The sequence below is a fragment of the Pseudomonadota bacterium genome (genome assembly GCA_018242545.1).
Taxonomy (GTDB): Bacteria; Pseudomonadota; Alphaproteobacteria; order 16-39-46; family 16-39-46; genus 16-39-46.
Genome location: JAFEBT010000022.1, coordinates 1 through 23,431 on the forward strand (window position 1 = coordinate 1; position 23,431 = coordinate 23,431).

The following is a 23,431-nucleotide window of genomic DNA, read 5'->3' on the forward strand; positions in this document are numbered from 1 at the left end:
CAAGCACGGCACTTATTGAACAAGCGCTCATTCTTGATAAATTTCAAACAGAAATACAAACTCTTATCGAAGGAAGAGCTATTGATATAATTGCGGATCCGCAAATGGTATATTCTGATATCAAGTCTTCTCCGAATGCGCTTTATAATCTCTTGCTTTTTTCAGGCTATTTAACAACAAATGCGATTGAAAGCGCAAAAGCAGGCATGTATAGGTGCAGTGTTCGTATTCCAAATAGAGAAGTTCAAGAAGTTTTTGAAGTTTCCTCCATGGCTTGGATTGCGAAAAAACTTAAAATTGATATGAATGAATATAATGCATTTTTAGATGATCTTCTTAAAGGGTATATAGATGTATTTAGCAAAAAACTTAAAAGTTATCTTGAATTATCTGTCAGTTTTTTTTCAACAGGCTTGAAGAATGCAGAGCTTTTTTATAATGGCTTTATTCTTGGACTTATTTCTGCTGTTTCTTCTCAATATTTTGTGGAGACAGAAAAGGAGTCTGGTTTGGGACGAGCTGATCTTATTCTTCTGCCAAAACCATGTGCAAAATATAAGAATGCTCTCATTTTAGAGTTTAAGTTCTCAAAAACAGAGGAAGATTTATCTCTTCTTGCGAAGAGGGCGCTTGAGCAGATAGAGGCTCAGAATTATGAATCTAAAATTAAAGATCATGATTCAATCGAAAAGATATTTAAGGTTGGGCTGGCTTTTCGGGGAAAAGATGTTGAAATTGCCTCTAAAGAAGGATAAGAATAGCCTTTTATGACCTATTTCCAATAATTAAGATCAATTTAAGGATTTTTAGGAAAAATTCCTGAAGTTATACGAAACATTGAATTCTCATAAAAAAAGTTCTTGAAAAATATTTTTCTGAAATCATCTTTAATCATTGGTTAGTGTCTTCATCAGAAGTCTTTGGTGTTTTCATTGCAATACAAAGAAAACCACTCAAGATTGTTCATTTTTTGTTTTTTTAAAATAATAATATTGTAAAAATAAAGTTAGACTTTATAATTTCAAAAATGTATATTTAGAAAATAGGAATTTCATAAAATGACATACATCAATCGCCCTCTCATTAAAAAAATAGAAACCGCTTTAAAAGTGAGTCCCATTGTCTTTATAAATGGACCTCGGCAGGTTGGAAAAAGTACATTGGCTCAAAAAATTGGAGAACAGAAGTTTCCTGTGTCTTATGTAACTTTTGACAATGCGACACAACTTGCTGCTGCGACAGCTTACCCATTAGAATTTTTGAAGGGACGCCAGGAGGGTTTTTTAATTCTTGATGAAGTTCAACTGGTTCCCGATTTATTTAGAGCTTTAAAAATAGTCATTGATGAAGCTCGTCTACAAGGGCAAAATATAAATGGTCGTTATCTTCTTACAGGGTCAGCAAATATTTTGGCACTTCCAAAGCTTTCAGAAGCTTTGGTGGGAAGGATGAGCGTTTCAACGCTTTATCCTTTGGCAGCATTTGAAGTCGTAGATGGGCAAGGAAATTTTATAGAGCGTATTTTTAATCAAGATTTTCATGGAATGAGATCTTCTTCTTTGAGTCTTTTAGAGGTTATATGGCAAAGCACTTTTCCGGAAATCTCTCACAAAAGCAAAGAAGAAAGAGGAATTTGGTTTGAAGGATATTTAACGTCTATTATTCAAAGAGATATTCGCGCGTTATTTGAGCTCGATAAAATCGCTCTTCTTCCAAATCTTTTAAAGGTTCTTGCATTTAGAGTTGGAAATCTTTTGAATGATGCTGATATTGCCCGGGATTTAGGGCTAAATCCAGTCACAGAAAAACATTATCGAAAAGTCCTTGAGATGATGTTTTTAACGTTTGAGATTATGCCATGGTTTCGAAACATTGGAAAACGGCTTGTTAAGGCTTCGAAAGGGTATATCATGGATACTTCTTTTTTGTGTGCAGTTTTAAATTATGATCTTGAAACCCTTCAATTCCAAAACCCTTCTTTTTTTGGGCATGTTCTTGAAAATTTTGTGGTTAGTGAACTTAAAAAGCTTGCTTCTTATGAAAAAGAAAAGGTTTCTATTCTCCATTTTAGAAAAAGTGATGGAAAAGAGATTGATATTCTTCTTGAAAAAGAAGATAGGACCCTTGTTGCCATTGAAATAAAGTCACGTGAACATATTGATGAGAGAGATTTTAAAGCAATTCGAGAGCTCCAAGAAGAAATTGGAAAAGATTTTGTTACAGGCATTGTTCTTTATCGGGGGAAAGAAGTTGTTCCTTTTGGAAAAGATATGTGGGCACTCCCGCTACATTTTTTGTGGAATTGATATTTGTTTCCCAATAAAGAGAAGATTTCTGCACAAAGAAAAAACGACAGTTTTTTAAAGAATTTTCTGAAAAGCTTGCGTGTTGAGTCTGAGTTTGCTAATTCTAACTGCATGTGGAGAAGCAGTAAGACCAACGTCGTTAAAATGCGGAAGGCAGCTTCGTTGAATCAGGAACCATCCTTAAATAAGCTTGTAGCTTAAGTTTTTTAAGGAATCTTCCTCTGTTAAAGAGGAAAGGATGTCAAAAGGAAACTCCCATGAATTGGCTTACAAATTTTGTGCGACCTAAGATTCAGGCACTTGTTCATCCTAAAAAAACAGATATTCCAGAGAATCTTTGGGATACATGCTCCAAATGTGAGCAAATGGTTTTTCATAAAGATTTCATTCGAGAGCTTTATGTGTGTCATCATTGTGGATATCATGCACGGCTTCCGGCTCATAAAAGATTTGAGCTTCTTTTTGATGAGGGCGTTTATCATCGTATAGAAATTTCTCCTGTCTTAAAAGACCCCATAAAATTTAAAGATTCTAAAAAATATGTTGATCGGTTGAAAGAGTATCAATCAAAAACGCAAGAGGATGATGTTTTGCTTGTGGCAGAAGGAAAAATTGAAAAAAACCCTCTTGTTGTTGCTGTGTTTGATTTTTCTTTTATGGGAGGATCTATGGGGCTTTCTGTTGGGCAAGGTTTGGTCCAAGCTGCTCAACATGCTGTTTCAAGGCGCATTCCTCTATTGGTTATTCCAGCTTCAGGAGGTGCGCGTATGCAGGAGGGGATTTTATCTTTAATGCAAATGCCGCGTACAACCGTCGCGGTACAAATGGTTCGTGAAGCAAAACTGCCTTATTGGGTTCTTTTAACAGATCCAACAATGGGGGGTGTTGCTGCTTCTTTTGCAATGCTTGGGGATATTACATTGGCAGAACCTGGAGCTATTGTTGGGTTTGCAGGCAGGCGTGTCATTGAAGAAACAATTCGTGGAAAGCTCCCAGATGATTTTCAATGTGCAGAATATCTTTTTGATCATGGAATGGTTGATATGGTCGTTCCTCGAAAAGATTTGCGCGCAACGCTTGCGCGTCTTTTAAACCTCGTTATGCACCCCCACGTGTCTTCTTCTGTTCAATAAATTTGGCAGTAATATGATCTATGAAATTTTGAGTGTGAGAATTTTTTCTTTCTGCTCTATTTAAAAAATAGAGGCATAAGAATAAATTGTAAAAAGGAGGATGATCTTTGTGTTTTCATCTTTTACCAGAGATATGATCGGTTTTTTAGGAATAAAAAGATGTTTAAATCCAAAAATAAATTAAAAAGAGAAAGAACGATCATAAAATCCTTGATTTTATGATAAGATATCGTTATCTCTCTTTAGAGAATAATATTGTTCTTTCTGTGTCCCCATCGTCTAGAGGCCTAGGACGTTGCCCTTTCAAGGCAGCAACACGGGTTCGAATCCCGTTGGGGACGCCATCTTTTTAAATTTTCCCCTTTCTAAATCTTTCTCTGCGGGCGTAGCTCAATGGTAGAGCAGAAGCTTCCCAAGCTTACGACGGGGGTTCGATTCCCCTCGCCCGCTCCAAAAAGATTACTTTCTTTTAAGGCATTACAAATGAAAGATAGTTGGAAGGATCAATTTTTTGAAAGGAGGCATTTTCATACGTCTCTAAAAATGCTTTTGGACTTTTTATTTTAGAAGAGGGACTCCATTTGAATTCATATCCTTTTATTTCACCATTGGATTCTTCAATATAATCAATCTCTTATTGTGCACAGGTGCGCCAAAAATAAGAATTTACGAACCGGCGTTTCGCTTGATTGGATTTCATATGCTCAATGATGCAAAAATTTTCCCATTTTGTTTGCGAGATCAAAACGTGAGGACCCTGTTGCAATTATTTATACTTCGGGATACGTATCGATTAAAATTTTTTAAAATAAGTCCAATATTTTCAATATGTTGAGCTTCATCCAGGACAACAAGATCTAGATGTCCTATATAGTTTTTAAGCATAACTTCATTTGTTGTGCTGAGATCTTCATTGACAGATAAAAGTTCGTAAATATTTTGCTTTTTTTCCGCAAGCAATAGCTTGCTTTAAAATAGCATTTGAAAGCGTTGTTTTTCCAGTGCGTCAAGCTCCATAAAGAATAATAAGTTTTCTTTTTTAGAGTTAAGACTCGATAAGAGGTTGTGTGCTTCTGAGAAAGAACGACATTTTGTCCTTAAATTTTAAAAATTTTCATTAATTTTTCGATTTTATTTTAAAATATGAATATAATTTTCTTTTTGTAAAAAAGAATAACAAACACGTTTAAAAAACCAAGTACTATCGTTTTTAATTTAAAAAATTACTTAAAGATTATCTCAAGAAAGAACGAAAGAGAGGCTATTAAGAATGTCCTTTTTTAAGCCTCTCTTACAAATCATTCATAAAAAAATTTAATTATTCATTTCCAGGAACACAGGCGTTATCAGGACAACTCCAACCACATTGTGCAGGGCACGTAATGTTGCTTTGATAATCCGAGCATTGAGGATTTCGGCAGTGTGGCTTGTCACAATCCCATATACATCCAGCAGGACATGAGTTATTGGTCTGGAACGCTTGCGCAGCGCAATCTGGTGTTAAAGTTTGCATAGCAAAAGAATTTCCTGAGAAAATAGAAATTCCAAGAACAGTTATAGAGAGTATTTTTTTAATCAAGATGATCCTCCATGAATTTATTTTGTATGATTACAGTATGATTAAGGTCAAATGTGAATTCTTTTAGAAGCTTTGTCAAGAATCAAGAAAAAAGTTAAAAAATTCTAAAGAAGGCTGTTTATGCTTGATGAATCTGACTTAATCGTTGAATTGCAATAAACCATATAATAAGAATGCCCCATATGGTTATAAGAAAAGCAGGTGTTAAGGATTCAAATCCAAGTCCAGTAAAAATAAAAATTAAAGATTGAATCCAGGCTCCTCCTCCTTTACCAAGGCGTCCCCCTAGAAGATCAACACACGCTTTACCTTTTGTTCTCAATTCTTTATCAAGGGGAATATAAACCATTTCTCGCGTTGGATCAAAAAAAGAATATTTTGTGGCACGCATCATAATGCTTTGTCCAAGCCCAACCCATACAACGAACAAAGGGAGATCAAAATTTATAAAAGAGCGAAGATGATCCCCATAAATAATGAGGCCCAAAAATAGACTGCTTGAAATAAGAAGGGCAAGTGGCGTAATAAGAGCTCCCGTGCGCCAACTAAAGAATCTTAAGAAGGCGCTTCCAAAGAAAGTTAAAATAATAGAGACAATTCCAACCATAATCTGAAGACGTCCCATAAAAGAGTTATAATCATGGTTTTCTGGGAAAGCATTAAGAACTCGATCTTTAAATATAGCTTCACAAAAATTCATGGATATAAAATAGGCAATTACAATAATGATTAAATATTGAAGATGTTTGGACTTTGCCACATAGACTATCTGTTCACGCCATGTTAGTTTTGGTGAGATTGCTTTTTTTGACGCAGGACTCTGAAGAGAGTTATTTCTTTTAAAATGCTTAATAGACGTCATCCAGTAATAAAGAAAAAGGATGGAGGCGACGCTAAAACTCGCAATAAGATTTAACATTTTAACGTTTTGTCCCCATGATGCAGTCTTATCAAGCCCAAGAATGTGTTGAGAGCAAAAAACAATGGCAATACCTCCTGCAATGAGCCCGAAATTGCCAATAAATCCAAAGAGGCCATAAAATCTCTTAGCTTCTTCTGAGCTTGTAATGTCATTAGAAAACTGCCAGAACATAAGGCTTAAAACAACAGCACTCCAAAGTTCTGAGACAACAAAAAAAAGAGTATATCCCCAATTTCCAAGTAAAATAATGAACCATTTTAAAGAAGGATAAGTTTCTTGAAAAAGAAGGGCTTTATGTGTTGAAAGATGCCATGATTCTAAATTGGGATGAATAAATAACCCATAACTTAAGAAAAATAGGAGAAAAGGAGAAAGTGTAATATAAAAGAGCGTTCGTTGGCTTAAAAAATTACTTAGGATGACATAAAAAACCATATATCCAAGTGAAGCAGGAATGACGCAGTAAGTTTTAATAAAAGAAATAATTTCGATACCAGAGCCAACTGAATTGATAACAAGTGTTTCCTTTGTTGTTCTTAATATGGCTAATGTAAAAATAATAAAAAACATCATAAGCGCCATGGGAAGAAATTTCTGCCATTCATGACGTTGAATAGGAAGAAGAAATTTTTGAATATTGCGAATATTAAAGGTCATGGAAGAGATACTTTTTGAAAAACTAAAAAAAATTCATTGATCTTTTTTATAAAGATCAAAAAACATATACAAATTTTTAAGGAGAGAAGAAAGGAAAATTTCTTAAAAAAATATAAAAAGAAATTTGGTTTTCTTTTCAAAAAGTATGACCTCTCATCTCACCCCAGTTTAATCCGATACTTGCATCTGCAATAAGAGGGACATCTAATTTCAGAACATTTTCCATGATTTTTTTAAGCTGAGGACCGTAAGATGTAAGGTCATCTTCTGAAATTTCAAAAATCAATTCGTCATGAACTTGGAGTAGCAGCTTTGCAGAGGATGAAGTTTCTTTCAAAAATTGAGCAACACGAATCATTGCTTTTTTTATAATATCAGCAGCACTTCCTTGAAGAGGAGCATTAATCGCTTGGCGTTCTGAGAAAGCACGAATTTGTAAAGAACGGTCATTAATGTCTGGGATATAACATTTTCGTCCAAAAAGGGTCTCCACATAACCTTTCTGATGAGCTTCTGCTTTTGTTGTGTTCATATAAGACTCAATGCCAGGATAGGTTTTAAAATAGGTCTCAATATATTCTTTAGCATCTTTTACGGAAATACCAAGTTGCTGACTGAGACCGAAAGGACTAATCCCATAAATAATCCCAAAATTAATCGCTTTTGCTTTATGTCTTAAGGCGTTATCTATTTTTTCGAGGGGGGTTGAGAAAACATAAGATGCTGTAATGGCATGAATGTCATACCCTTTTAAGAAAGCTTCTATTAAAGCGGGAATTTTTGCAACATGGGCGAGAAGACGAAGCTCAATTTGAGAATAATCAAGAGATAGAAAAAGATGGTGTGGTTTTGCAATAAAAGCTTTTCGAATACGAAGACCATCTTCTGTACGAATGGGGATATTCTGGAGATTGGGATCAGAAGAAGCCAAGCGGCCGGTGGATGTTTTTGTTATAGAGTAAGATGTATGAACACGATGTGTTTTTGGATTAATTTGAGAAACAAGTGTATCCGTATATGTGCTTTTTAATTTTGCAAGACCACGCCATTTTAGGATTTCTTTAGGAAGTTCATGTCCTTGCTCGGCTAAACTTTCGAGGATTCCAGCGCGTGTACTAAAGTCCCCTGCTTTTCCCTTTTTCCCAGTTTCTAAGCCCATTTCTTCAAAAAGAATCTCTGAAAGTTGTTTGGGAGAGGCAAGATTAAATGGTCTGCCTGCAAGTGTATAAACTTTCTGCTCGAGAAGTGCCATCTCATCTGCTATAAGCGCACTTAAGTGTCTTAAAGCTTGAGGATTAACAAGAATTCCTTCACTTTCCATATCTGCTAAAATAGGAATGAGAGGACGATCCAATGTTTCATAAACAGAATTCAAACGTTCTCTTATAAGACGCGGTTTTAAGATTTCATAAAGTCTTAAGGTATAGTCAGCATCTTCAGCGGCGTAGTGGCAGGCAAGATCAAGGGGAACATAATCAAAAGTAATCTCAGATTTTCCGGAACCCACAAGATCTTTATATTTTACCGTTGTATGATTAAAATACAAAGCAGAAAGATGATCTAAACTATGGAAGGTTTTGACACCATCTAAGACATAAGAGATCACCATTGTATCATCAAGGGGAAAAATATTAAGACCATAATTTTTAAGAACAAGAAGATCATATTTAATATTATGGCCAATTTTTAAAAGAGCTTGATTCTCAAAAATAGGTTTTAAAAGAGAAATTACTTTTTCAAGGGGTAATTGTTTTTGAAATGTGTCTTGATCTAAAAGAGACAATTCTTTTTTGTGATTTATTGGAATATAGACAGCGCTTCCCGGCTTATAAGATAAAGAAATGCCAACAAGTTCAGCTTTAAGAGCATTCAAAGATGTGGTTTCTGTATCAATTGCAAGTTTAGGATATTTAAGGGTTTCTTTTAAAAAATTTTGAAGCGCTGCTTCTGTTAAAATTAACTCATAAGAAGTTGAAACGTCGGAAGCAGGCAGGTCTGCTGAAAAAGAGGGTGCCGAAGCTTCTGAAGAATTTTGTTTTCGAAGATATTTTTCAAGCCGCGGAATTAATGAATGAAACCCTTGTTCTTTTAAAAAAGAGACAATTTTAGAGGGTTCCATTGGCTTGATATGGAGATCTGAAAGCGGTTTAGGGAGAGGAATATTATCATAAAGCTGAACAAGTTTTTTAGAAAGACGGGCTTGTTCTGCATGTTCAAAAAGAGATTTCTTATGGGAGGCTTTCGAGACATCTTCAATGTGATTTAAAAGATTTTCAAGATTTGTAAAACGTTGAATGAGTTCAGCTGCTCCTTTTGGTCCAATCCCAGGGACACCGGGAATATTGTCACTTGTGTCTCCCATGAGAGCTAGGACATCAATGACACTTAAAGGTGAAACCCCAAATTTTTCAAAGACTTCTTGAGCCCCAATGGTTTTATTTTTAAAAGGATCAAAAAGAAGTACATCCGGAGAGACGAGCTGCATTAAATCTTTGTCGCTTGAGATAATTTTAACAGGACGCCCTTCTTTTAAAGCTTCTTTTGTATAACTTGCAATAAGGTCATCTGCCTCATATCCAGGAATTTCAAGAGAGGTTACGCCAAAAGCTTCACAGACTGCACGGGTTAAAGGAAATTGAGGAATAAGATCCTCTGGTGCCGGAGGGCGATGGGCTTTATAGTCAGGATAAATCTCATTTCGAAAAGTTTTGCGGCCAGCATCAAAAATTACAACAAACCCATCTTCTTCTGTTTCAAGAAGTTTGAGAATCATGCTTGCAAATCCATAAACAGCTCCAACAGGTGTGCCATCAGCACGACTCAAAGGAGGAAGAGCATGATAGGCTCTGAAAATGTAACCAGAGCCATCCACAAGAATAAGAGGGGGATGTGTTGTCATAAGAGGCAACCTTGCTATATTATTAATTCTCTGTAAGCCATGAAAATACAATGTTTATCATTTAGATTTTTACCATAAGCGTTCTAAAGGAAAGGGTCTAGATTGTTTTTTCTAAAAATACGCTTATGAAGACTTATTTAAAAAAAATCAAAAGCAAAGGTTTTTTAAAATAAAAAATAGTTAGTGATGATAAGCTTAGTATACATTGATAAAAAGATGTTGCAATTTCATACAAGAAGAATCTTGTTTTCGATAAGATGTTTGTATTATGTATTAGTTATAGTAATGATGCTAGAGATAAATATTATTTAATTATATTAAATGTGGGATTAAAGAAAATGAACATTATAAAATATATGATACTTTTTCTTATTATGGCAACAGGTTGTGTGAAGTACTCTCATTGTATGGATGATGAAGATATTGGGAATTTGAAAGCTCAAGCACGTGTCAATTCATTATATCAAATGTTCCTGGAGCAATACTTTCATACATCTACCATAATTGCAGAACCCTTAAGACAAGGAATGGATGACGAAAGTGCTCATAAACTTACTGAAATGCTATTTGTATCCGGAAGAACTCTTAATCAGAAAAGACTTCTTGTTGCAAAATGTTTGCAGTTTTGTTCAAACAATAATCTATCCTCGGAAACTCGAGGACCTGTTCTTATAGGACTTGGAGGAGGGGCTGAAGTTTATTTTAATGAAGAGATGTTAACTTATCGCGTAAGAGCGGTTTCAATTTTCCTCTCTTGTCTACGAAGCAATTTTAATGCAGAGTTCAATAGATATCAACGTACTTATTTAATGACTTTTTTTAAGATGGCTAATGAACTTGGACCTAAGTGGGATAATAATAGGCAATGTCAAATTGAAGCAAAGATGTCCCTTGATGAGGTGCAAAATGCAATTGCTCAGATGAATTCGATGGCTACCTTAAGAGATTATTTTGGGGATATGGATTTATCTGATTAATCTTTAGACTTTATCCAAACTATTGAAATGGATAATTAACAAATTGAAAAATTGAAGTATTTTCTTTTTTGGCTGGAAGAGAGAAATGCCTCAATGAATGGCTCTGTCCTAAAGAGTCTGCAAAAGTATTTTCTGAAACTATTTTTTCTTCTCTAAAACCCTTCAATGCCTTAAGTCACCCTAGAGATCGATGCGGCTCTTATGCATTATCAGCTTACTTTACCTATTAATCCTTTTACATTCCTTTATAAGCTTTCTTTCTTATCCCTAATTTGGATTAAGCTTATGGATTGACGGTCACAATTGCGCCTTTAAGCGTTAAGATTCCCCCTACCTGACAAAGTCCGATGCCACTCACCTTCATTGTCATCGTGCTGCTTTCAGAGAGAAATTCAATACCTGATTTGATCGTCGTGTTCATGCCACTTTCTGCCATAATGTTTTGCCCGGCTTTTATTGAAAAGTTCATGCCTGCATTTTGAGTTGTATTTTGACCAGATTTAATTGTGATGTTTCCTGTAACATCAATTGTCAAATTTCCGTCAACCGTTAAGGTATAGTCTTGGGTTACTTTGCGGGTGTAGTTCCCTGTAATCTCATGCGTTTCATTCCCTTTAGAAAGTTTGACAGTGCGGTTCCCTTCTTTAAGGGTAATGGTTTCATCTCCTTTGTCGAGGGTTACAATATGATCTCCTTTTGTGATTTCTAACGTATCTGTTCCTTTGTCAGAGCCTTGCCCTAACAGTTTAACCGTTCGATTGCCCTTATTAATGGTTAGAAAATCATTTCCGCGTTTGTCTGGTCCTCCAGAATTTTCATCTTTGGCAGAACCTCCTTGAAGAATCGTTGTTCGATCTCCAGCTGCAAGAGTGGTTTTGCAATTGCCTTTTTGAAGGGTGGTCGTCCGATCATTGATAATATCTATTTCCATATCCTTCTGGGCATGAATATAAATTTGCTCATGATCTTTTTTATCTTCAAATCTAAGCTCATTGAATCCTTTTTTTCCCTTCGATGTATTGCTTTTAAGAGTTGCTTTTGTGGGGTCATTAGGACGGTAAGGAGGCATGTTATCAGCATTATAAACGGAACCCGTTACAAGGGGACGATCAGGATTTCCATTTAAATAACTAATAACCACTTCTTGTCCAATACGTGGCGTATAGAGTGCTCCCCATTGAGAGCCCGCCCAAAGAGTCGCAACTCGAATCCAACAGGAGCTTGTTTCGTCATCTTTTCCATGTCGATCCCAATGGAATTTTACTTTAATCCGGCTATAATTATCGGTCCAAATTTCTTCATCTTTTTTGCCTGTAACAATAGCTGTTTGGGATCCATAAATTTTAGGATGGGGTGTTTTAAGAGGCGGGCGGAAAGGTGTTTTTTTAGGAAAAGCTTCAAACACGTTTTCATAAATAAACCCCTCCTGTTCCTCATCATAGCGTGCTTTATGATGAACTTTGTGAAGGACATAAGTTGTATTATATTCCATGCGCTCATGATTTGTGAGATCAAAACTATACCCACTTAAGAAAAAAGGGCACGTTGATTTTCCTTTCAAAAAAAGTTGAGTGTTTTCTTTCTCTTGAATGCGTAATGTTGTAATGGCCTCTCCAACATCTTGAACTTGATAGTTTCCAGGATATTCAAAAACTTCTCCACCAAGTCCATCGCCTTTTGTTTGTGCTGTTAGTTTTGTTCGTGGCGTCGTATAGTTAAAATCAGAAGATGCAAAAGCGTTGGGAACGGTGGTTTGGAAGACATGACATTCATAAATAGCAGAAAAAGGAGGAGTGGCGATCTCTCCACGGATATAAGGAATTTTATCTTTTATGGAAAGAGAAGAATAGGAAGAAGGATTGTCTCCTAAGACGAGTGTATGTTTATTTGAAGTGTGTTCAAAGAAGTAAAAAATCCCCTCTGCTTCAAAAAGCCGATTCGTAAAATTAAATACACTTTCATTATACTGCACACAATACTCTTTTGGTTTTCGGCCACGGTCACGTGTTAAATCTTTAACATCTCGAATATGGTGTTCTTGAAAGAGTTTTTTTGTGATATCTAGGGTGCTTTGATTTTGAAAAATACGACAATCACTGTTAAATTGCGTGCGCCAATAGGTGGGATAAAGCTTTGCTGTATAGTAAGTAACTTCTTCTTTTCGAAGAACGCGGTTACTTTCTTGAATACGGGGCTTCCCAATTGTAGGTCCTTGGACAAATTCTCCAATGATACCATTAACATATCGAATACCATCTTTAAATCGAAGGGTGATCGTTGCTTCTTGTCCCATGATTTTTTTGACATCTAAGTCTGGTGTATGGGCATACATTTCAAGATGAAATTCAAAAGGCTGAGAAAGACATTCGATGCCTTCAACCTGCGTAAGAATAAGCATATTTTGACCTAGAGAGGTTTCAAGAGAAATATATACTTTTTCTTCTGTTTTAAGTGTTCCTGGCATCCATAACCTTATTTTTAAAATCTTTTCATTCTATGGTTGTCTTCAAGAAGAATACGCCACCCTTTTTTAAAACACAAGGTGGGACATGTGAAGAGGTTTATTTTAAAAATTCAAAGGAAAAAGATTTTTTAAGAAACACTTAAAAACAGGGCAAAACATGCAACGACCGGAGAAGCACATTTTAGAGATAAAGAAGAAGAAACAGAAGGTTTGAGAAAAGGATGACCTTTTAAATGAAATTCATAGTATCCATTCCCTAAATTTAAAAGAAGAGGATCCGTTACAATGATTTCAGAATTAGAAGGGCTTAATAAATTTGTTAGAAAAATAATTTCTTCATCTTCCAAAGGAGAAAGACTGAAGCCGTTTTTATAAGCGATAAAAAAGTTCGTATCATGCTTGAAAACATAACAAGAGGGAGAAGGATCAGACGCTAAAATTTTATAATATCCTGAATAACGTGGAGAAGGCCGCAAAATCTCTCCAAAGGAAACCATTTCCACCGGAGAAGATCTGGAACATAAGGGTTTTCTTTCAAAATAAGAAGAAGGAAGAGAGGATGATGTTCTAAAAAGAAAACCGGTAGAGGCATCATAAAAAACAAGGAATGGATCTGAAAGTTGAGATTTAGAGGGAATTAACGGAGGTTTACCTATGGATACAGGTTCTTCCTTTGGCAAAAGATGATAACTTTTGAAATGAAGCTCAGATATTTGAGGTAAGGGAGGATTCACGTCTTTAGAAAAATGGGAACAAAGAAGCATAAATTCAAGTATTAATTGAGGTTCTCTTCCTGGGGTAAATCCTCCAAGAAGTTGAATGGTTAAAGTTGTATTTTTCTGAAATGAATCTTCTTGAGGTAAATTTATGAATTCCACAGATGAAATTGTATGGAAAGGAATGTCTAAAGCTGTTTCAGCCTGAGTTTCTTTATCAATAAATAGACAAGGGATATGAAGGGGTGAGGAGGAGAAAGGATCTTGTGAAGAAACTCTTTGCAGAAGAGAGTTTCTTATTGAGTGAAGATTAAAAGTAATTTCTTCTGAAAGTGAAATATCGGGTGTTTGTGGCGTTAAGAAAAAATAGTTGTGACCTTTGTGGGGTTTTTTAGTCGTTGTAAACCCTTCTCGAGAAATGAGAATGCTTTCTTCTAAGAGTGTTGTTGCGACATGAAGAACTGGTTTGCTTTCACGTTCCTCTTGCGCCATGGATAGGACAAAAGAAGGTGAAAAGATAATAAACACGTATAAAATGAGTGTTGGTATATTTTTCATGGGTATCTCCTTTATCCTACATTCAATTTCCTATCCCTTTTTTCTCAGTTTTAATATCTATGCATTATTTAAAAAACGGAGAAATCCTTCTTCATTTTCAAACTAAAAATGAGAAAGAAATTTAAGTTCGTACAGAAAATAAAAAATCTTATCGCAGCAGATGTAAGACCATCAGAATTATCCACTCTTATTTTTTGATATGCGTATGAGTTTCTTTCTGAAGTTTTTATATAATTTTATATAAAAAGGCTAACTACCCTTAATTTTGGCGCTTTTTTTTAGAAAAGATCAAGATATTTTGGGGAATAATACCAAAAGGTATTGAAAAGCTGAAGTTTTTTTTAGAAGAAGCAAAATATGATTCTTAACAATTCTTAAAACAGGAAAACACAGCAGGATGTTTTGCCTGTTTTAAAAATATCTTTACGTGAAAAAAGTATGTTAATTTCTTTTATGCCCATAGACGTTTCATTTTTTCAAGAAAGCTTTGTGATTGAGGACTCACTTTCTTTGTTTTACTTTGTGCATCAAATTCGCGCAGAATGTCTTTTTGCTTTTTTGTGAGATTTTGAGGAGTTTCGACAATAACCTCTACAATTAAATCTCCGCGAGAGGACCTTTGTAAAATAGGCATGCCTTTTCCTTTAAGGCGTAAATGTTGTCCTGACTGTGTGCCTTCAGGAACGGTAATTGTGGCTTTTCCACCTTCAATGGTGGGGACATCAATTTTGTCCCCTAAGGCTGCCTTTGTCATGGGAAGTGGAACTGAACAAAACAAATCAGCGCCTTCACGTTCGAAAAAGGGGTGGGGGAGAATTGAAACAAAAACATAAAGATCCCCAGCAGTTCCTCTACGGAGTCCTGCTTCACCTTCTCCTCGGATTCTGAGGCGTGTTCCTTCTTCAATGCCTGCTGGGATATTAATCGAGATTTTTTTTGTTTTTGTTAGGCGTCCTTGTCCTTTACACGTTGTACAAGGATTTTGAATAAGCGCTCCTGTTCCTTGGCAAGATGTGCATGTTCTCTCCATCATAAAAAAACCTTGCTGAACCCTTTGACGTCCAGATCCATAGCAATGATGGCAAGTTTCCGCAACGCTCTTATCCGTCTGCCCTGTTCCATCACAAGTGTCACACGTCACCAGTGTGCGAAGTGAAATTTCAGGACGTGATTCTTTAAAGATGTGTTCAAGAGGGATTTCAAGATCATATTTAATATCGGATCCACGTGAATTTTGAGGCTGAGGTCTTTGGGAGCTTCCGCCTGTCATATCGCGGAACATTTCTTCAAAAATGGAGGAAAAATCAGTGCCACTAAATTCATAGGTCTGAGAGCTATGTCCTCCTTGCTCAAAAGCTCTCATGCCGTAGCGATCATAAGCCGCACGCTTATCTTCATCGCTTAAAATTTCATAGGCTGATGTGGCTTCTCGAAACTTTTCTTCTGCTTCTTTATTTCCAGGGTTGCGGTCAGGATGGTATAGTAAAGCAAGCTTTCGGAATGCTTTTTTAATAGTTTCTTGGTCTGCTGTACGAGAGACATTTAAAACTTCATAAAGATCACGTTTTGACATGGTGTGTTATAAAAAAATAAGAGGTTAAAAAATCTTTTTATCTTAAAGCTTAAGAAAAAACGAAATAGAAATTCCAGAAGGACTTTTGAAAAATCTTTCAAAAGTCCTTCTTTCTTTTACCTTATTTAGAGTCTGAAGGATGATCGTCTGTAATTTCTTCAAACTGAGCATCTACAACAGGTCCTTCTTCCGAGGTAGGAGATTCAGAAGGTGCTTCTTGAGAAGCTTGATGTAAAAGCTCTGCCAAGCCCATGGAAGATTGACTTAGAGCATCCATTTTAGCTTTAATATCTTCTAAATCTTCGCCTTCAAGAGCTTTTTTCAAAGCCTCAAGATCAGCTTCGATTTTTGTTTTATCGTCTGCGTTAACTTTATCGCCGGCTTCAGAAAGCGATTTCGTAACAGTATTAACGAGACTTTCGGCGTGATTTTTCATCTCAATAATTTCACGTCGTTTCTTATCTTCTGATTCGTTTTCTTGGGCTTCTTTGATCATTTTTTCAATTTCAGCTTCAGAAAGTCCTCCGGAAGCTTGAATCCGAATTTGCTGTTGTTTTCCAGTTGCTTTATCTTGCGCTGAGACTTGGACGATACCATTTGCATCAATATCAAATGTAACTTCAATTTGAGGAACACCTCGAGGAGCAGGAGGAATGCCTACAAGATCAAATTGACCAAGTAATTTATTGTGGGCAGCAATTTCACGTTCACCTTGGAAAACACGAATTGTCACAGCCGTTTGATTATCTTCGGCCGTTGAAAAAGTCTGACTTTTACGTGTTGGAATTGTGGTATTGCGCTCAATAAGGCGGGTAAAAATTCCGCCAAGTGTTTCAATTCCAAGGGAAAGAGGCGTCACGTCAAGCAGAAGAACATCTTTTACGTCTCCTTTTAAGACAGCTCCTTGAATACCTGCGCCTATTGCAACAACTTCATCTGGATTTACCCCTCTATGAGGGTCTTTCCCAAAGAAATTTTTTACCTTTTCAATGACATAGGGCATGCGCGTCATCCCACCCACAAGAATAACTTCATCAATCTGAGAGGCTTTAAGACCAGCATCTTTTAAAGCTTCTTTGCAAGGCGTAATGGTTCGTTCAACAAGGTCTTCAACAAGAGACTCAAGTTTAGAACGCGTGAGTTTTATGGTGAGATGTTTTGGACCAGATGCATCAGCCGTAATAAACGGTAAATTAACTTCTGTTTGAAGGGAACTTGAAAGCTCAATTTTAGCTTTTTCGGCGGCTTCTTTGAGACGCTGGAGGGCCAGACGATCTTTTCTAAGATCAATGCCTTGATCTTTTTTGAACTCATCAGCAAGATAGTCCATGATGCGTTGATCAAAGTCTTCGCCCCCAAGGAATGTATCCCCATTGGTCGCTTTGACTTCAAAAACGCCATCACCAATTTCTAAAATAGAAACGTCAAATGTTCCGCCTCCAAGGTCATAAACAGCAACAAGCCCTGTTCCTTTCTTCTCAAGTCCATAGGCAAGAGCTGCAGCTGTGGGCTCATTGATAATCCGTAAGACATCAAGCCCTGCAATACGCCCTGCATCTTTTGTTGCTTGGCGTTGAGCATCATCAAAATACGCTGGAACTGTAATAACGGCTTCTGTTACTTTTTCTCCTAAGTAACTTTCAGCGGTCTCTTTCATTTTTTGAAGGATAAATGCACTGATTTGACTTGGGCTATATTTTTCATTACGTGCTTCTACCCAAGCATCTTTATTATCTCCTGAGATAATTTTATAAGGAACTAATTTTTTATCTTTTTGAGTAAGAGGATCATCGTATCTGCGTCCAATAAGGCGTTTTACAGCAAAAATAGTGTTTTCAAAATTGGTTACCGCTTGACGTTTTGCAGACTGTCCGACCAAACGTTCACCATTTTCTGTAAAGGCCACCATTGAAGGCGTTGTTCTAAACCCTTCACTGTTTTCAATCACTTTTGGCTTTCCACCCTCCATAACTGAAACACAAGAGTTGGTAGTTCCAAGGTCAATACCAATAACTTTATTTGAAGACATTATTTTTTCTCCTTAGGATTATGATAATACGTTAAGTAGATAAAAAAGGGGGGGAGGATTTTTAGACGCTCCTTCTTAAACATGTAAGTATTCATTTTTTTAATTTCAAGGGGGAAGACCATTTTTTTTTAAGAAAAATGCTTTTGTAAAAATTTTTCTCATATAAAGGATGAGCTTCAAGCTGTTTTTAATGAATCTTGTCATGAAAGAAATTAAGAAAAGATACCTTTCCCTATAATCTTACTTTTTCTTTAGCACAGTTTGATTGATGGAGACAACAAGATCTTCTTTTCTCTAAAATTTGAAAAGCAAAATTTTTCTTTTGACTTCAAAGGATGATGTTGTTAAGAATACCAAAAAATATAAAAATAACATCTTATATGCGGGCGTAGCTCAGGGGTAGAGCACAACCTTGCCAAGGTTGGGGTCGAGGGTTCAAATCCCTTCGCCCGCTCCACTAAAATCTACGGAAACGTAGATTCTTAGGGAAAAATTATAACAAAAAAGGTATTTTTAGAACAAGAAAATTTCTCTCTTTTTTTTAATTATATTTTTCAGTCTCTTAAGATAGAACTCTATAAATCTCTTTAAGTATTGTTGAAGAAAGTGTTTTTTTGATATAATATCTTAAATAACGATAAACTTTAAACAGGAGAAAAAAATGAAAACAAAAATAATAACAACTGCTTTTTTAGCAATGATCTTTGCTTTGGGTATGGAAATGAAAGTTATTGCTAATGAGTTTTATGGTGATAATAACAACTCTGCCGATACTACACAATCAGATGGTGGCGAATCTAATATTGGTGATTAAAGCCATAGAGTGATCGAAAAAATAAATTGTAAAACTCCTTTGGAAAGAGAATTCTTTTCAAAGGAGTTCACTCTTTCAAGAAAATAAGGCAAGTTTTAATGCAGATCCAAAAATGGGTAAGATTTCTTATTTTTATTTTTGTAGGGTTGTCTTCTGATGCATTTGCTCAGGACCTTCAGTCTCATCAGATAAAGAAGACAGTTTTTTTAAATGAAGATTATACCTATACAAAATATGATTCTTTTGTTATTCCAATTTCAAATTTAGGGGATATTCCTGCGCTACAAAGTTTTACCTATGATTTTTTCCCAGATTCTCAAGATCTTGAGGTTGATGCCTATGTTATTCATCCAGATGGAGAAAAGCTAAAAGTTCCTTCCGAAAACATTACAATAGAGCGCTCCCTTGCATCTCAAGATGCTCCTGGATTTACAAATTCTCGAACAATGCGTGTCCTATTTCCTGAACTTCAGGTGAGCAGCACACTCTATATTACCTGGAAAATAACTCAAAAAAAGCCGTTGCCTTTTGGCTATACCAGCGTCTTCTCTCCACCTTTTTATCAGAGTGTTGCAAATTACACTATCGAAATAAATCTTCCAAAGTCTCTTAAACTTTTCTGGAAAGAAAGAGGAGGATTTAAAGTTGAAGATTTTGAACAAAACACAAGACGTATTATTACAGCAGAGCTTAAGAATATTCTGCCCCATGTCTTTGAAAACTCAATGGTTGATCCTTTAGGTTTTGCTCCTATTTTTGTCGTGTCCTCTTTTGAAACTTGGGAAGAGATGGCAGCTCAGTTTTATGAAACCTATCGAGGAATAGAAGATATTAGCCCAGAGATTCGTGCGCTTTCAAATAAAATTGTTCAAGGTAAAAAAGGAAAAGAAGCGATACAGCTTATTTATAACTGGATTACACAAAACATTCAGTATGTTGCCCATTATCTCAACATAAAACAAGAATTTATCCCACATAAAGCAGAAGAAATTTTAAAGAACGGGTATGGAGATTGTAAAGATCATGTCAACCTGATGCGTACTCTTTTAAAAGTACAAAATATTGAGGCATTTCCGGTTTTGGTTTTTTGGGGAAAACTCTATAATCCTTTTCCTCTACCTTGTGAAGCTCAATTTAATCATATGATGATTTATTTGCCAGAATTTAACATTTTCGCAAATCCAACAAATGCCTTAGCAACGTTGGGTGTCCTTGGGCAAGGTCTTGATGGAAAGTTTGTGATTATTCCAAGTCCTGAAGGTAAAACGGCATATCTGCCCATGCCTAAACCAGACGATAATATCTATGAAAATAAAAGTAGTATCGATATTTCTTCTGATGGAAGTATAAAAGGGTCCAATATAATTCAGGCAAAAGGGAGTGCTGATGGTTTGCTGCGCTTTTATTTTTCTGACATGTTTTCTTCAGAAGTGACTTCTTTACAGTCTCAAGCAAATAATTTGTTACGAAAAAATGGTGCTGCTGGAGGATATGGAGACTTTAGGCTTTCAACCAGCCCTTATAACATCGCAGAATCCTTTATTGTTGAAGGATCTTGGAAAAGTGCACATGAATTGTTTTTTGGAGATGAATTTGCTCTTTTCTCTATTCCTTTGGGATTAGAAATTATTAATCCTCAGCTTTTTAAAGATCAAGTAGAGCATAAAAAAAGACTCTATCCTTTTATGAGTTTCTATCCAACTCCAACCGGTTCTCCAAAGTATATTTATCCTGCGCATTTTAAGTGGTCTTATGAAATTAAGACACCACAGACGTATGTTTTGTATAAAATGCCTCAGAACGTTAATTTAACTATTTCAGGAGGAAGTTATAAAAGTACATACTGGATGAAAGAAAAAACGCTTTGTGTGGAACGTTCTTTAACGTTCGATAAAATTCATTTTCAACCCTACGACTATGAGAATCTTTATACGTTGATAGATACGTTAGAAAAAGATTTTAACACGATTCTCATCTATAAGAAGAAATAGAAGAAAGAGATGACATGTCCATTTTTAAAAAATTTTTTTTAATATTCGGGGTTTTAAGTTCTTTAATTCCTCTTTCTTATCTTTTTGCAAGAGACAATGTTCTCGTTCATTCTTACAAAAATGAACTTCAGTTAAATGAAGATTATACATATGTTAATGCGTTTGTTATCGATCAAACTGTCCTTACAAAAAAAATTCTTCCTCATTTTCAAACCTGGTCTTTCTCTTTTTGCCCGAGTTCTCAGAAATTTGAAGTTATTGAAGCATATGTCATTCACCCGAACGGTGAAAAAATAAAAGTTGAATCTGAAAATATTTTTATTCGGCCTACACCCGATACAGAAAAACATCCTTTCTTTAGTCTTTATCAGCAACTCAGTATAACTTTTCCACAATTACGCGTAGGAACACGTATTTATATTTCAGCAAAGCTTACGCAAATAAAACCAGATGTGCATGGTTTTTCTTTTGTCTTTTCTCCACCCTATAGAACAGGCGTTCAAAACTATATTATTGATATTACTATACCAAAAAGCTTGAATCTTTTATGGAAATTACGCGGTGATTTTAAAGTTGAGGATAAAACAGAGGGAAATGTCCGGCATATTCATGCCTATTTAGAAAACTTGCCCTCTTATAGAAAAGAAAGCGCCATGCCTTCTTTTTTGGATTTTGCACCGGTGTTTATGGTTTCTTCTTTTTCAAGTTGGGAAGATATTGGAAGAGAACTTTTCAATGCATATAACAATAAAAGTCCTATACCTTCATCTCTGAAAACCCTCGCTCAGGGAATTGTTCAAAACAAAAAAGGTAAAGAGGCGATAGATATGCTTTGTGCCTGGATGATGAATACATTTGCGTTGGTAAAAGTTCCTCTTATGAATGAAGGATTTTTTGAGCATCATACTTTAGAAGACATTTTAAAAAATCAAAGAGCTGACTCAAAGGATTCGGCATTTCTGCTCCAGGCACTTTTAAAAACACAAGGAATAGAATCGTATCCTTGTGCAGTTGGGTCGTTATATAATCCTTTGCCGCTTCCAACCCTTCTTCAATTTGAAAAGATTTTTCTCTATATTCCAAAATATAAGATGTTTTTAAATCCAGAAAATCTTTTTACGATGGTGGATAATGCAGCACAGAATTGGGCAGGACGATTTGCTGTTATTGGGACTCCCCACGGAAAGGCAATTCATCTGCCTCTTTTGAAAGCGGAGAAGAACACGTATGAAAACAAAAATAGTATTGAAATCCTACCTGATGGCACAATCCAAGGAAAAAGTATTCTTAAGGCAACAGGCGCCTATAATGCTCAAATACGTGAAGGATTTTATCAGGCATCCCTTACAGGTGCAGCTTTCTACTTTTTAGAGGCAACGCGGGAAGGAGGAAAAGGAGAATTTATTCTTCCTCAAAATCCTTTAGATTTCTCTCCTCTTTTTTCTGTAAATGGACAATGGGTAAGCCCTAAAGCCTTAGCTATAGATAAAGTGGTCTGTTTTTGGGCTCCTCTTGGATTGAATATTATAACGCCTCAAAGCTTGAATGCAGATCTTACTTCGCGAAAAAGACTCTATCCTTTTAGAACCCTTCCGTCTCAGCTTAGATGGGTTTATGAAATAAAAATTCCAGAAGGGTACAAAATTTTGTCTCTTCCAAAAAATGTATCCTTAGAAAATTCTGGAGGCTTTTATAAAAGCATATACAAAAAGGAAAAGGATAAAATTTTCATCACTCAGGAATATAAGATAGAGAGAGCTAACTTTACGCCTGAAGAATATGAAAAGCTCCTTCGTCCTTTACTCAATATATTAGAGGCTGAAACGTCTGCTATTTTTGCTTTGGAAAGAGAATAATTTTCTGCATATTTCTTTATCATTTTTTTTTCTAGATCGGTCACAATAAGTCTTTCTAAAAGTTGTACCTATGATTTTTGATAATTTGTAGGAATTAAGCTTAAGAGAACGGTAAGTTAGAAGATATATTTTCTTTAAATTTTAAAAGAATTAAGACTTTTAAGTTTATAGGGTTTTTAAAATTATCTTTTTTTATCATGAATCACTTTAAGAAATTTTTTCTTCGAGAGAGATCTATATTAATGATTCTTTAGAAAGAAAATATTTTCCAGTTCGACAAAAATTAACAATACCCTCTGTTGAGGCAAGAAGAGCTTCACTTGTATTATCGAGTTGATGATTTGCTCCTTTTAAAACATGTATTTGGAGCAGTGAAGCACCTAATGTCTCTTTTTTTTCTCTTAATTCGAAAACTTCATCAAGAGGAGCTTGCTCATCAAAATCTCCATGGAGAACTAAAAAAGGTTTGGAAAGATTGGAGAGATTTTCGATAGGATTTAGAACGTGTTTTAGAGGATTGTCCCAAGAAGAATGTTGTTGAAAAAATTTTCCAATATTAAAAACGCCTCCAAGTGTAATAAATCCATCAATAGGGAGGTCTTTATAGGGAGCTTGGGTTGCAATTGAAAGCGCTGTTGTTCCATCAAAACTCGCTCCCATTAGAAAGATCTTCTCAAGTTTTAAGGCTTCTTTTGACGTATGAAGAGCTCTTATAAGGCATGCAATATCTTCCAGAAAAGTACTTGTGCTGGAGTTATAAAGAGCTTGTCTAAAGGTTTTTCCAAAGCCTAGCATACCGCGTCTTCCACCTTGTATAAACATAAATCCTTTATCAGCAAAATGTTGTTGTAGTGCGCTATAATTAAAATTGAATGAATACTCAGGCCCTCCGGGAATGAAAATTATACTATTTCCATAAATTAAAATAACAAGTATGATGTTCTGCAAATGGAAGCA

The 23,431-nt window shown here is 35.6% G+C and carries 16 protein-coding genes and 3 tRNA genes; 10 read left to right on the forward strand and 9 right to left on the reverse strand.

Features of this window, described 5'->3' with window-relative positions; translation table 11 throughout:
• The 5 genes from JSS34_04190 to JSS34_04210 form a co-directional block, all read left to right on the forward strand.
• On the forward strand, positions 1-755 hold a 755-nt coding region (locus JSS34_04190; protein MBS0185528.1), incomplete at its 5' end, for a PD-(D/E)XK nuclease domain-containing protein.
• Positions 756-1,058: 303 nt separating this feature from the next.
• Entirely contained in the window at positions 1,059-2,306 is a 1,248-nt protein-coding gene (locus JSS34_04195; protein ID MBS0185529.1) for an ATP-binding protein, read from the forward strand.
• A gap of 257 nt (positions 2,307-2,563) precedes the next feature.
• On the forward strand, positions 2,564-3,439 hold the full coding sequence (locus JSS34_04200) for an acetyl-CoA carboxylase carboxyltransferase subunit beta (GenBank protein MBS0185530.1): 876 nt from the start codon (positions 2,564-2,566) through the stop codon (positions 3,437-3,439).
• A 268-nt stretch (positions 3,440-3,707) separates the two neighbouring features.
• Positions 3,708-3,783 (forward strand) — tRNA-Glu (locus tag JSS34_04205).
• 35 nt (positions 3,784-3,818) lie between these two features.
• Positions 3,819-3,892: transfer RNA gene (locus JSS34_04210), tRNA-Gly, on the forward strand.
• A 288-nt stretch (positions 3,893-4,180) separates the two neighbouring features.
• Here JSS34_04210 and JSS34_04215 read toward each other — a convergent pair.
• From JSS34_04215 to polA, 4 genes are all read right to left on the reverse strand, one after another.
• Positions 4,181-4,399 carry a hypothetical protein gene (locus JSS34_04215; GenBank protein MBS0185531.1) on the reverse strand — a complete coding sequence of 73 codons (219 nt, stop codon included), beginning with the start codon at positions 4,397-4,399 and terminating at the stop codon, positions 4,181-4,183.
• A 358-nt stretch (positions 4,400-4,757) separates the two neighbouring features.
• On the reverse strand, positions 4,758-5,018 hold the full coding sequence (locus JSS34_04220) for a hypothetical protein (protein ID MBS0185532.1): 261 nt from the start codon (positions 5,016-5,018) through the stop codon (positions 4,758-4,760).
• 118 nt (positions 5,019-5,136) lie between these two features.
• Positions 5,137-6,597 carry an NTP/NDP exchange transporter gene (locus tag JSS34_04225; GenBank protein ID MBS0185533.1) on the reverse strand — a complete coding sequence of 487 codons (1,461 nt, stop codon included), beginning with the start codon at positions 6,595-6,597 and terminating at the stop codon, positions 5,137-5,139.
• Between the two features lie 136 nt (positions 6,598-6,733).
• Positions 6,734-9,496, reverse strand: a complete 2,763-nt coding sequence (gene polA, locus JSS34_04230) for a DNA polymerase I (GenBank protein ID MBS0185534.1) — start codon at positions 9,494-9,496, stop codon at positions 6,734-6,736.
• Between the two features lie 338 nt (positions 9,497-9,834).
• Between polA and JSS34_04235 the strand changes: the two genes are divergently transcribed.
• A complete protein-coding gene (locus JSS34_04235) occupies positions 9,835-10,473 on the forward strand; it encodes a hypothetical protein (GenBank protein MBS0185535.1) in 639 nt (212 codons plus the stop codon).
• A 283-nt stretch (positions 10,474-10,756) separates the two neighbouring features.
• Here the strand turns inward: JSS34_04235 and tssI are convergent, their stop codons facing one another.
• From tssI to dnaK, 4 genes are all read right to left on the reverse strand, one after another.
• Positions 10,757-12,937, reverse strand: coding sequence for a type VI secretion system tip protein VgrG (tssI, locus tag JSS34_04240; GenBank protein ID MBS0185536.1), 2,181 nt, complete (start codon positions 12,935-12,937; stop codon positions 10,757-10,759).
• A gap of 128 nt (positions 12,938-13,065) precedes the next feature.
• Positions 13,066-14,211: a hypothetical protein gene (locus tag JSS34_04245; protein ID MBS0185537.1), complete on the reverse strand. Its 1,146-nt coding sequence runs from the start codon at positions 14,209-14,211 to the stop codon at positions 13,066-13,068.
• A gap of 451 nt (positions 14,212-14,662) precedes the next feature.
• Positions 14,663-15,784, reverse strand: a complete 1,122-nt coding sequence (gene dnaJ / locus JSS34_04250; GenBank protein MBS0185538.1) for a molecular chaperone DnaJ — start codon at positions 15,782-15,784, stop codon at positions 14,663-14,665.
• 121 nt (positions 15,785-15,905) lie between these two features.
• Positions 15,906-17,813, reverse strand: a complete 1,908-nt coding sequence (gene dnaK, locus JSS34_04255; protein ID MBS0185539.1) for a molecular chaperone DnaK — start codon at positions 17,811-17,813, stop codon at positions 15,906-15,908.
• Positions 17,814-18,195: 382 nt separating this feature from the next.
• On the opposite strand from dnaK, the gene JSS34_04260 reads away from it, so the two are divergent.
• The 4 genes from JSS34_04260 (at position 18,196) to JSS34_04275 (ending at position 22,474) form a co-directional block, all read left to right on the forward strand.
• A tRNA-Gly gene (locus JSS34_04260) sits at positions 18,196-18,270 on the forward strand.
• 204 nt (positions 18,271-18,474) lie between these two features.
• Positions 18,475-18,627: a hypothetical protein gene (locus JSS34_04265; GenBank protein ID MBS0185540.1), complete on the forward strand. Its 153-nt coding sequence runs from the start codon at positions 18,475-18,477 to the stop codon at positions 18,625-18,627.
• A 98-nt stretch (positions 18,628-18,725) separates the two neighbouring features.
• The gene (locus tag JSS34_04270) at positions 18,726-20,618 is read left to right on the forward strand and encodes a DUF3857 domain-containing protein (GenBank protein MBS0185541.1); all 1,893 of its coding nucleotides are present in this window, start codon (positions 18,726-18,728) and stop codon (positions 20,616-20,618) included.
• A gap of 14 nt (positions 20,619-20,632) precedes the next feature.
• Positions 20,633-22,474, forward strand: coding sequence for a DUF3857 domain-containing protein (locus JSS34_04275; GenBank protein MBS0185542.1), 1,842 nt, complete (start codon positions 20,633-20,635; stop codon positions 22,472-22,474).
• Between the two features lie 234 nt (positions 22,475-22,708).
• On the opposite strand, the gene JSS34_04280 is transcribed toward JSS34_04275, so the two are convergent.
• Positions 22,709-23,296, reverse strand: a complete 588-nt coding sequence (locus JSS34_04280; GenBank protein ID MBS0185543.1) for a prolyl oligopeptidase family serine peptidase — start codon at positions 23,294-23,296, stop codon at positions 22,709-22,711.
• Positions 23,297-23,431 lie beyond the last annotated feature (135 nt).

What these genes read in the sequence shown, in the direction of transcription:
- dnaJ (MBS0185538.1), bottom strand. Translation starts at nt 15,784, where the DNA reads ATGTCAAAACGTGATCTTTATGAAGTTTTAAATGTCTCTCGTACAGCA.
- JSS34_04200 (MBS0185530.1), top strand. Translation starts at nt 2,564, where the DNA reads ATGAATTGGCTTACAAATTTTGTGCGACCTAAGATTCAGGCACTTGTT.
- JSS34_04280 (MBS0185543.1), bottom strand. Translation starts at nt 23,296, where the DNA reads ATGTTTATACAAGGTGGAAGACGCGGTATGCTAGGCTTTGGAAAAACC.
- JSS34_04235 (MBS0185535.1), top strand. Translation starts at nt 9,835, where the DNA reads ATGAACATTATAAAATATATGATACTTTTTCTTATTATGGCAACAGGT.
- polA (MBS0185534.1), bottom strand. Translation starts at nt 9,496, where the DNA reads ATGACAACACATCCCCCTCTTATTCTTGTGGATGGCTCTGGTTACATT.
- JSS34_04195 (MBS0185529.1), top strand. Translation starts at nt 1,059, where the DNA reads ATGACATACATCAATCGCCCTCTCATTAAAAAAATAGAAACCGCTTTA.
- dnaK (MBS0185539.1), bottom strand. Translation starts at nt 17,813, where the DNA reads ATGTCTTCAAATAAAGTTATTGGTATTGACCTTGGAACTACCAACTCT.
- JSS34_04245 (MBS0185537.1), bottom strand. Translation starts at nt 14,211, where the DNA reads ATGAAAAATATACCAACACTCATTTTATACGTGTTTATTATCTTTTCA.
- JSS34_04270 (MBS0185541.1), top strand. Translation starts at nt 18,726, where the DNA reads ATGCAGATCCAAAAATGGGTAAGATTTCTTATTTTTATTTTTGTAGGG.
- JSS34_04275 (MBS0185542.1), top strand. Translation starts at nt 20,633, where the DNA reads ATGTCCATTTTTAAAAAATTTTTTTTAATATTCGGGGTTTTAAGTTCT.
- JSS34_04225 (MBS0185533.1), bottom strand. Translation starts at nt 6,597, where the DNA reads ATGACCTTTAATATTCGCAATATTCAAAAATTTCTTCTTCCTATTCAA.
- JSS34_04265 (MBS0185540.1), top strand. Translation starts at nt 18,475, where the DNA reads ATGAAAACAAAAATAATAACAACTGCTTTTTTAGCAATGATCTTTGCT.
- tssI (MBS0185536.1), bottom strand. Translation starts at nt 12,937, where the DNA reads ATGCCAGGAACACTTAAAACAGAAGAAAAAGTATATATTTCTCTTGAA.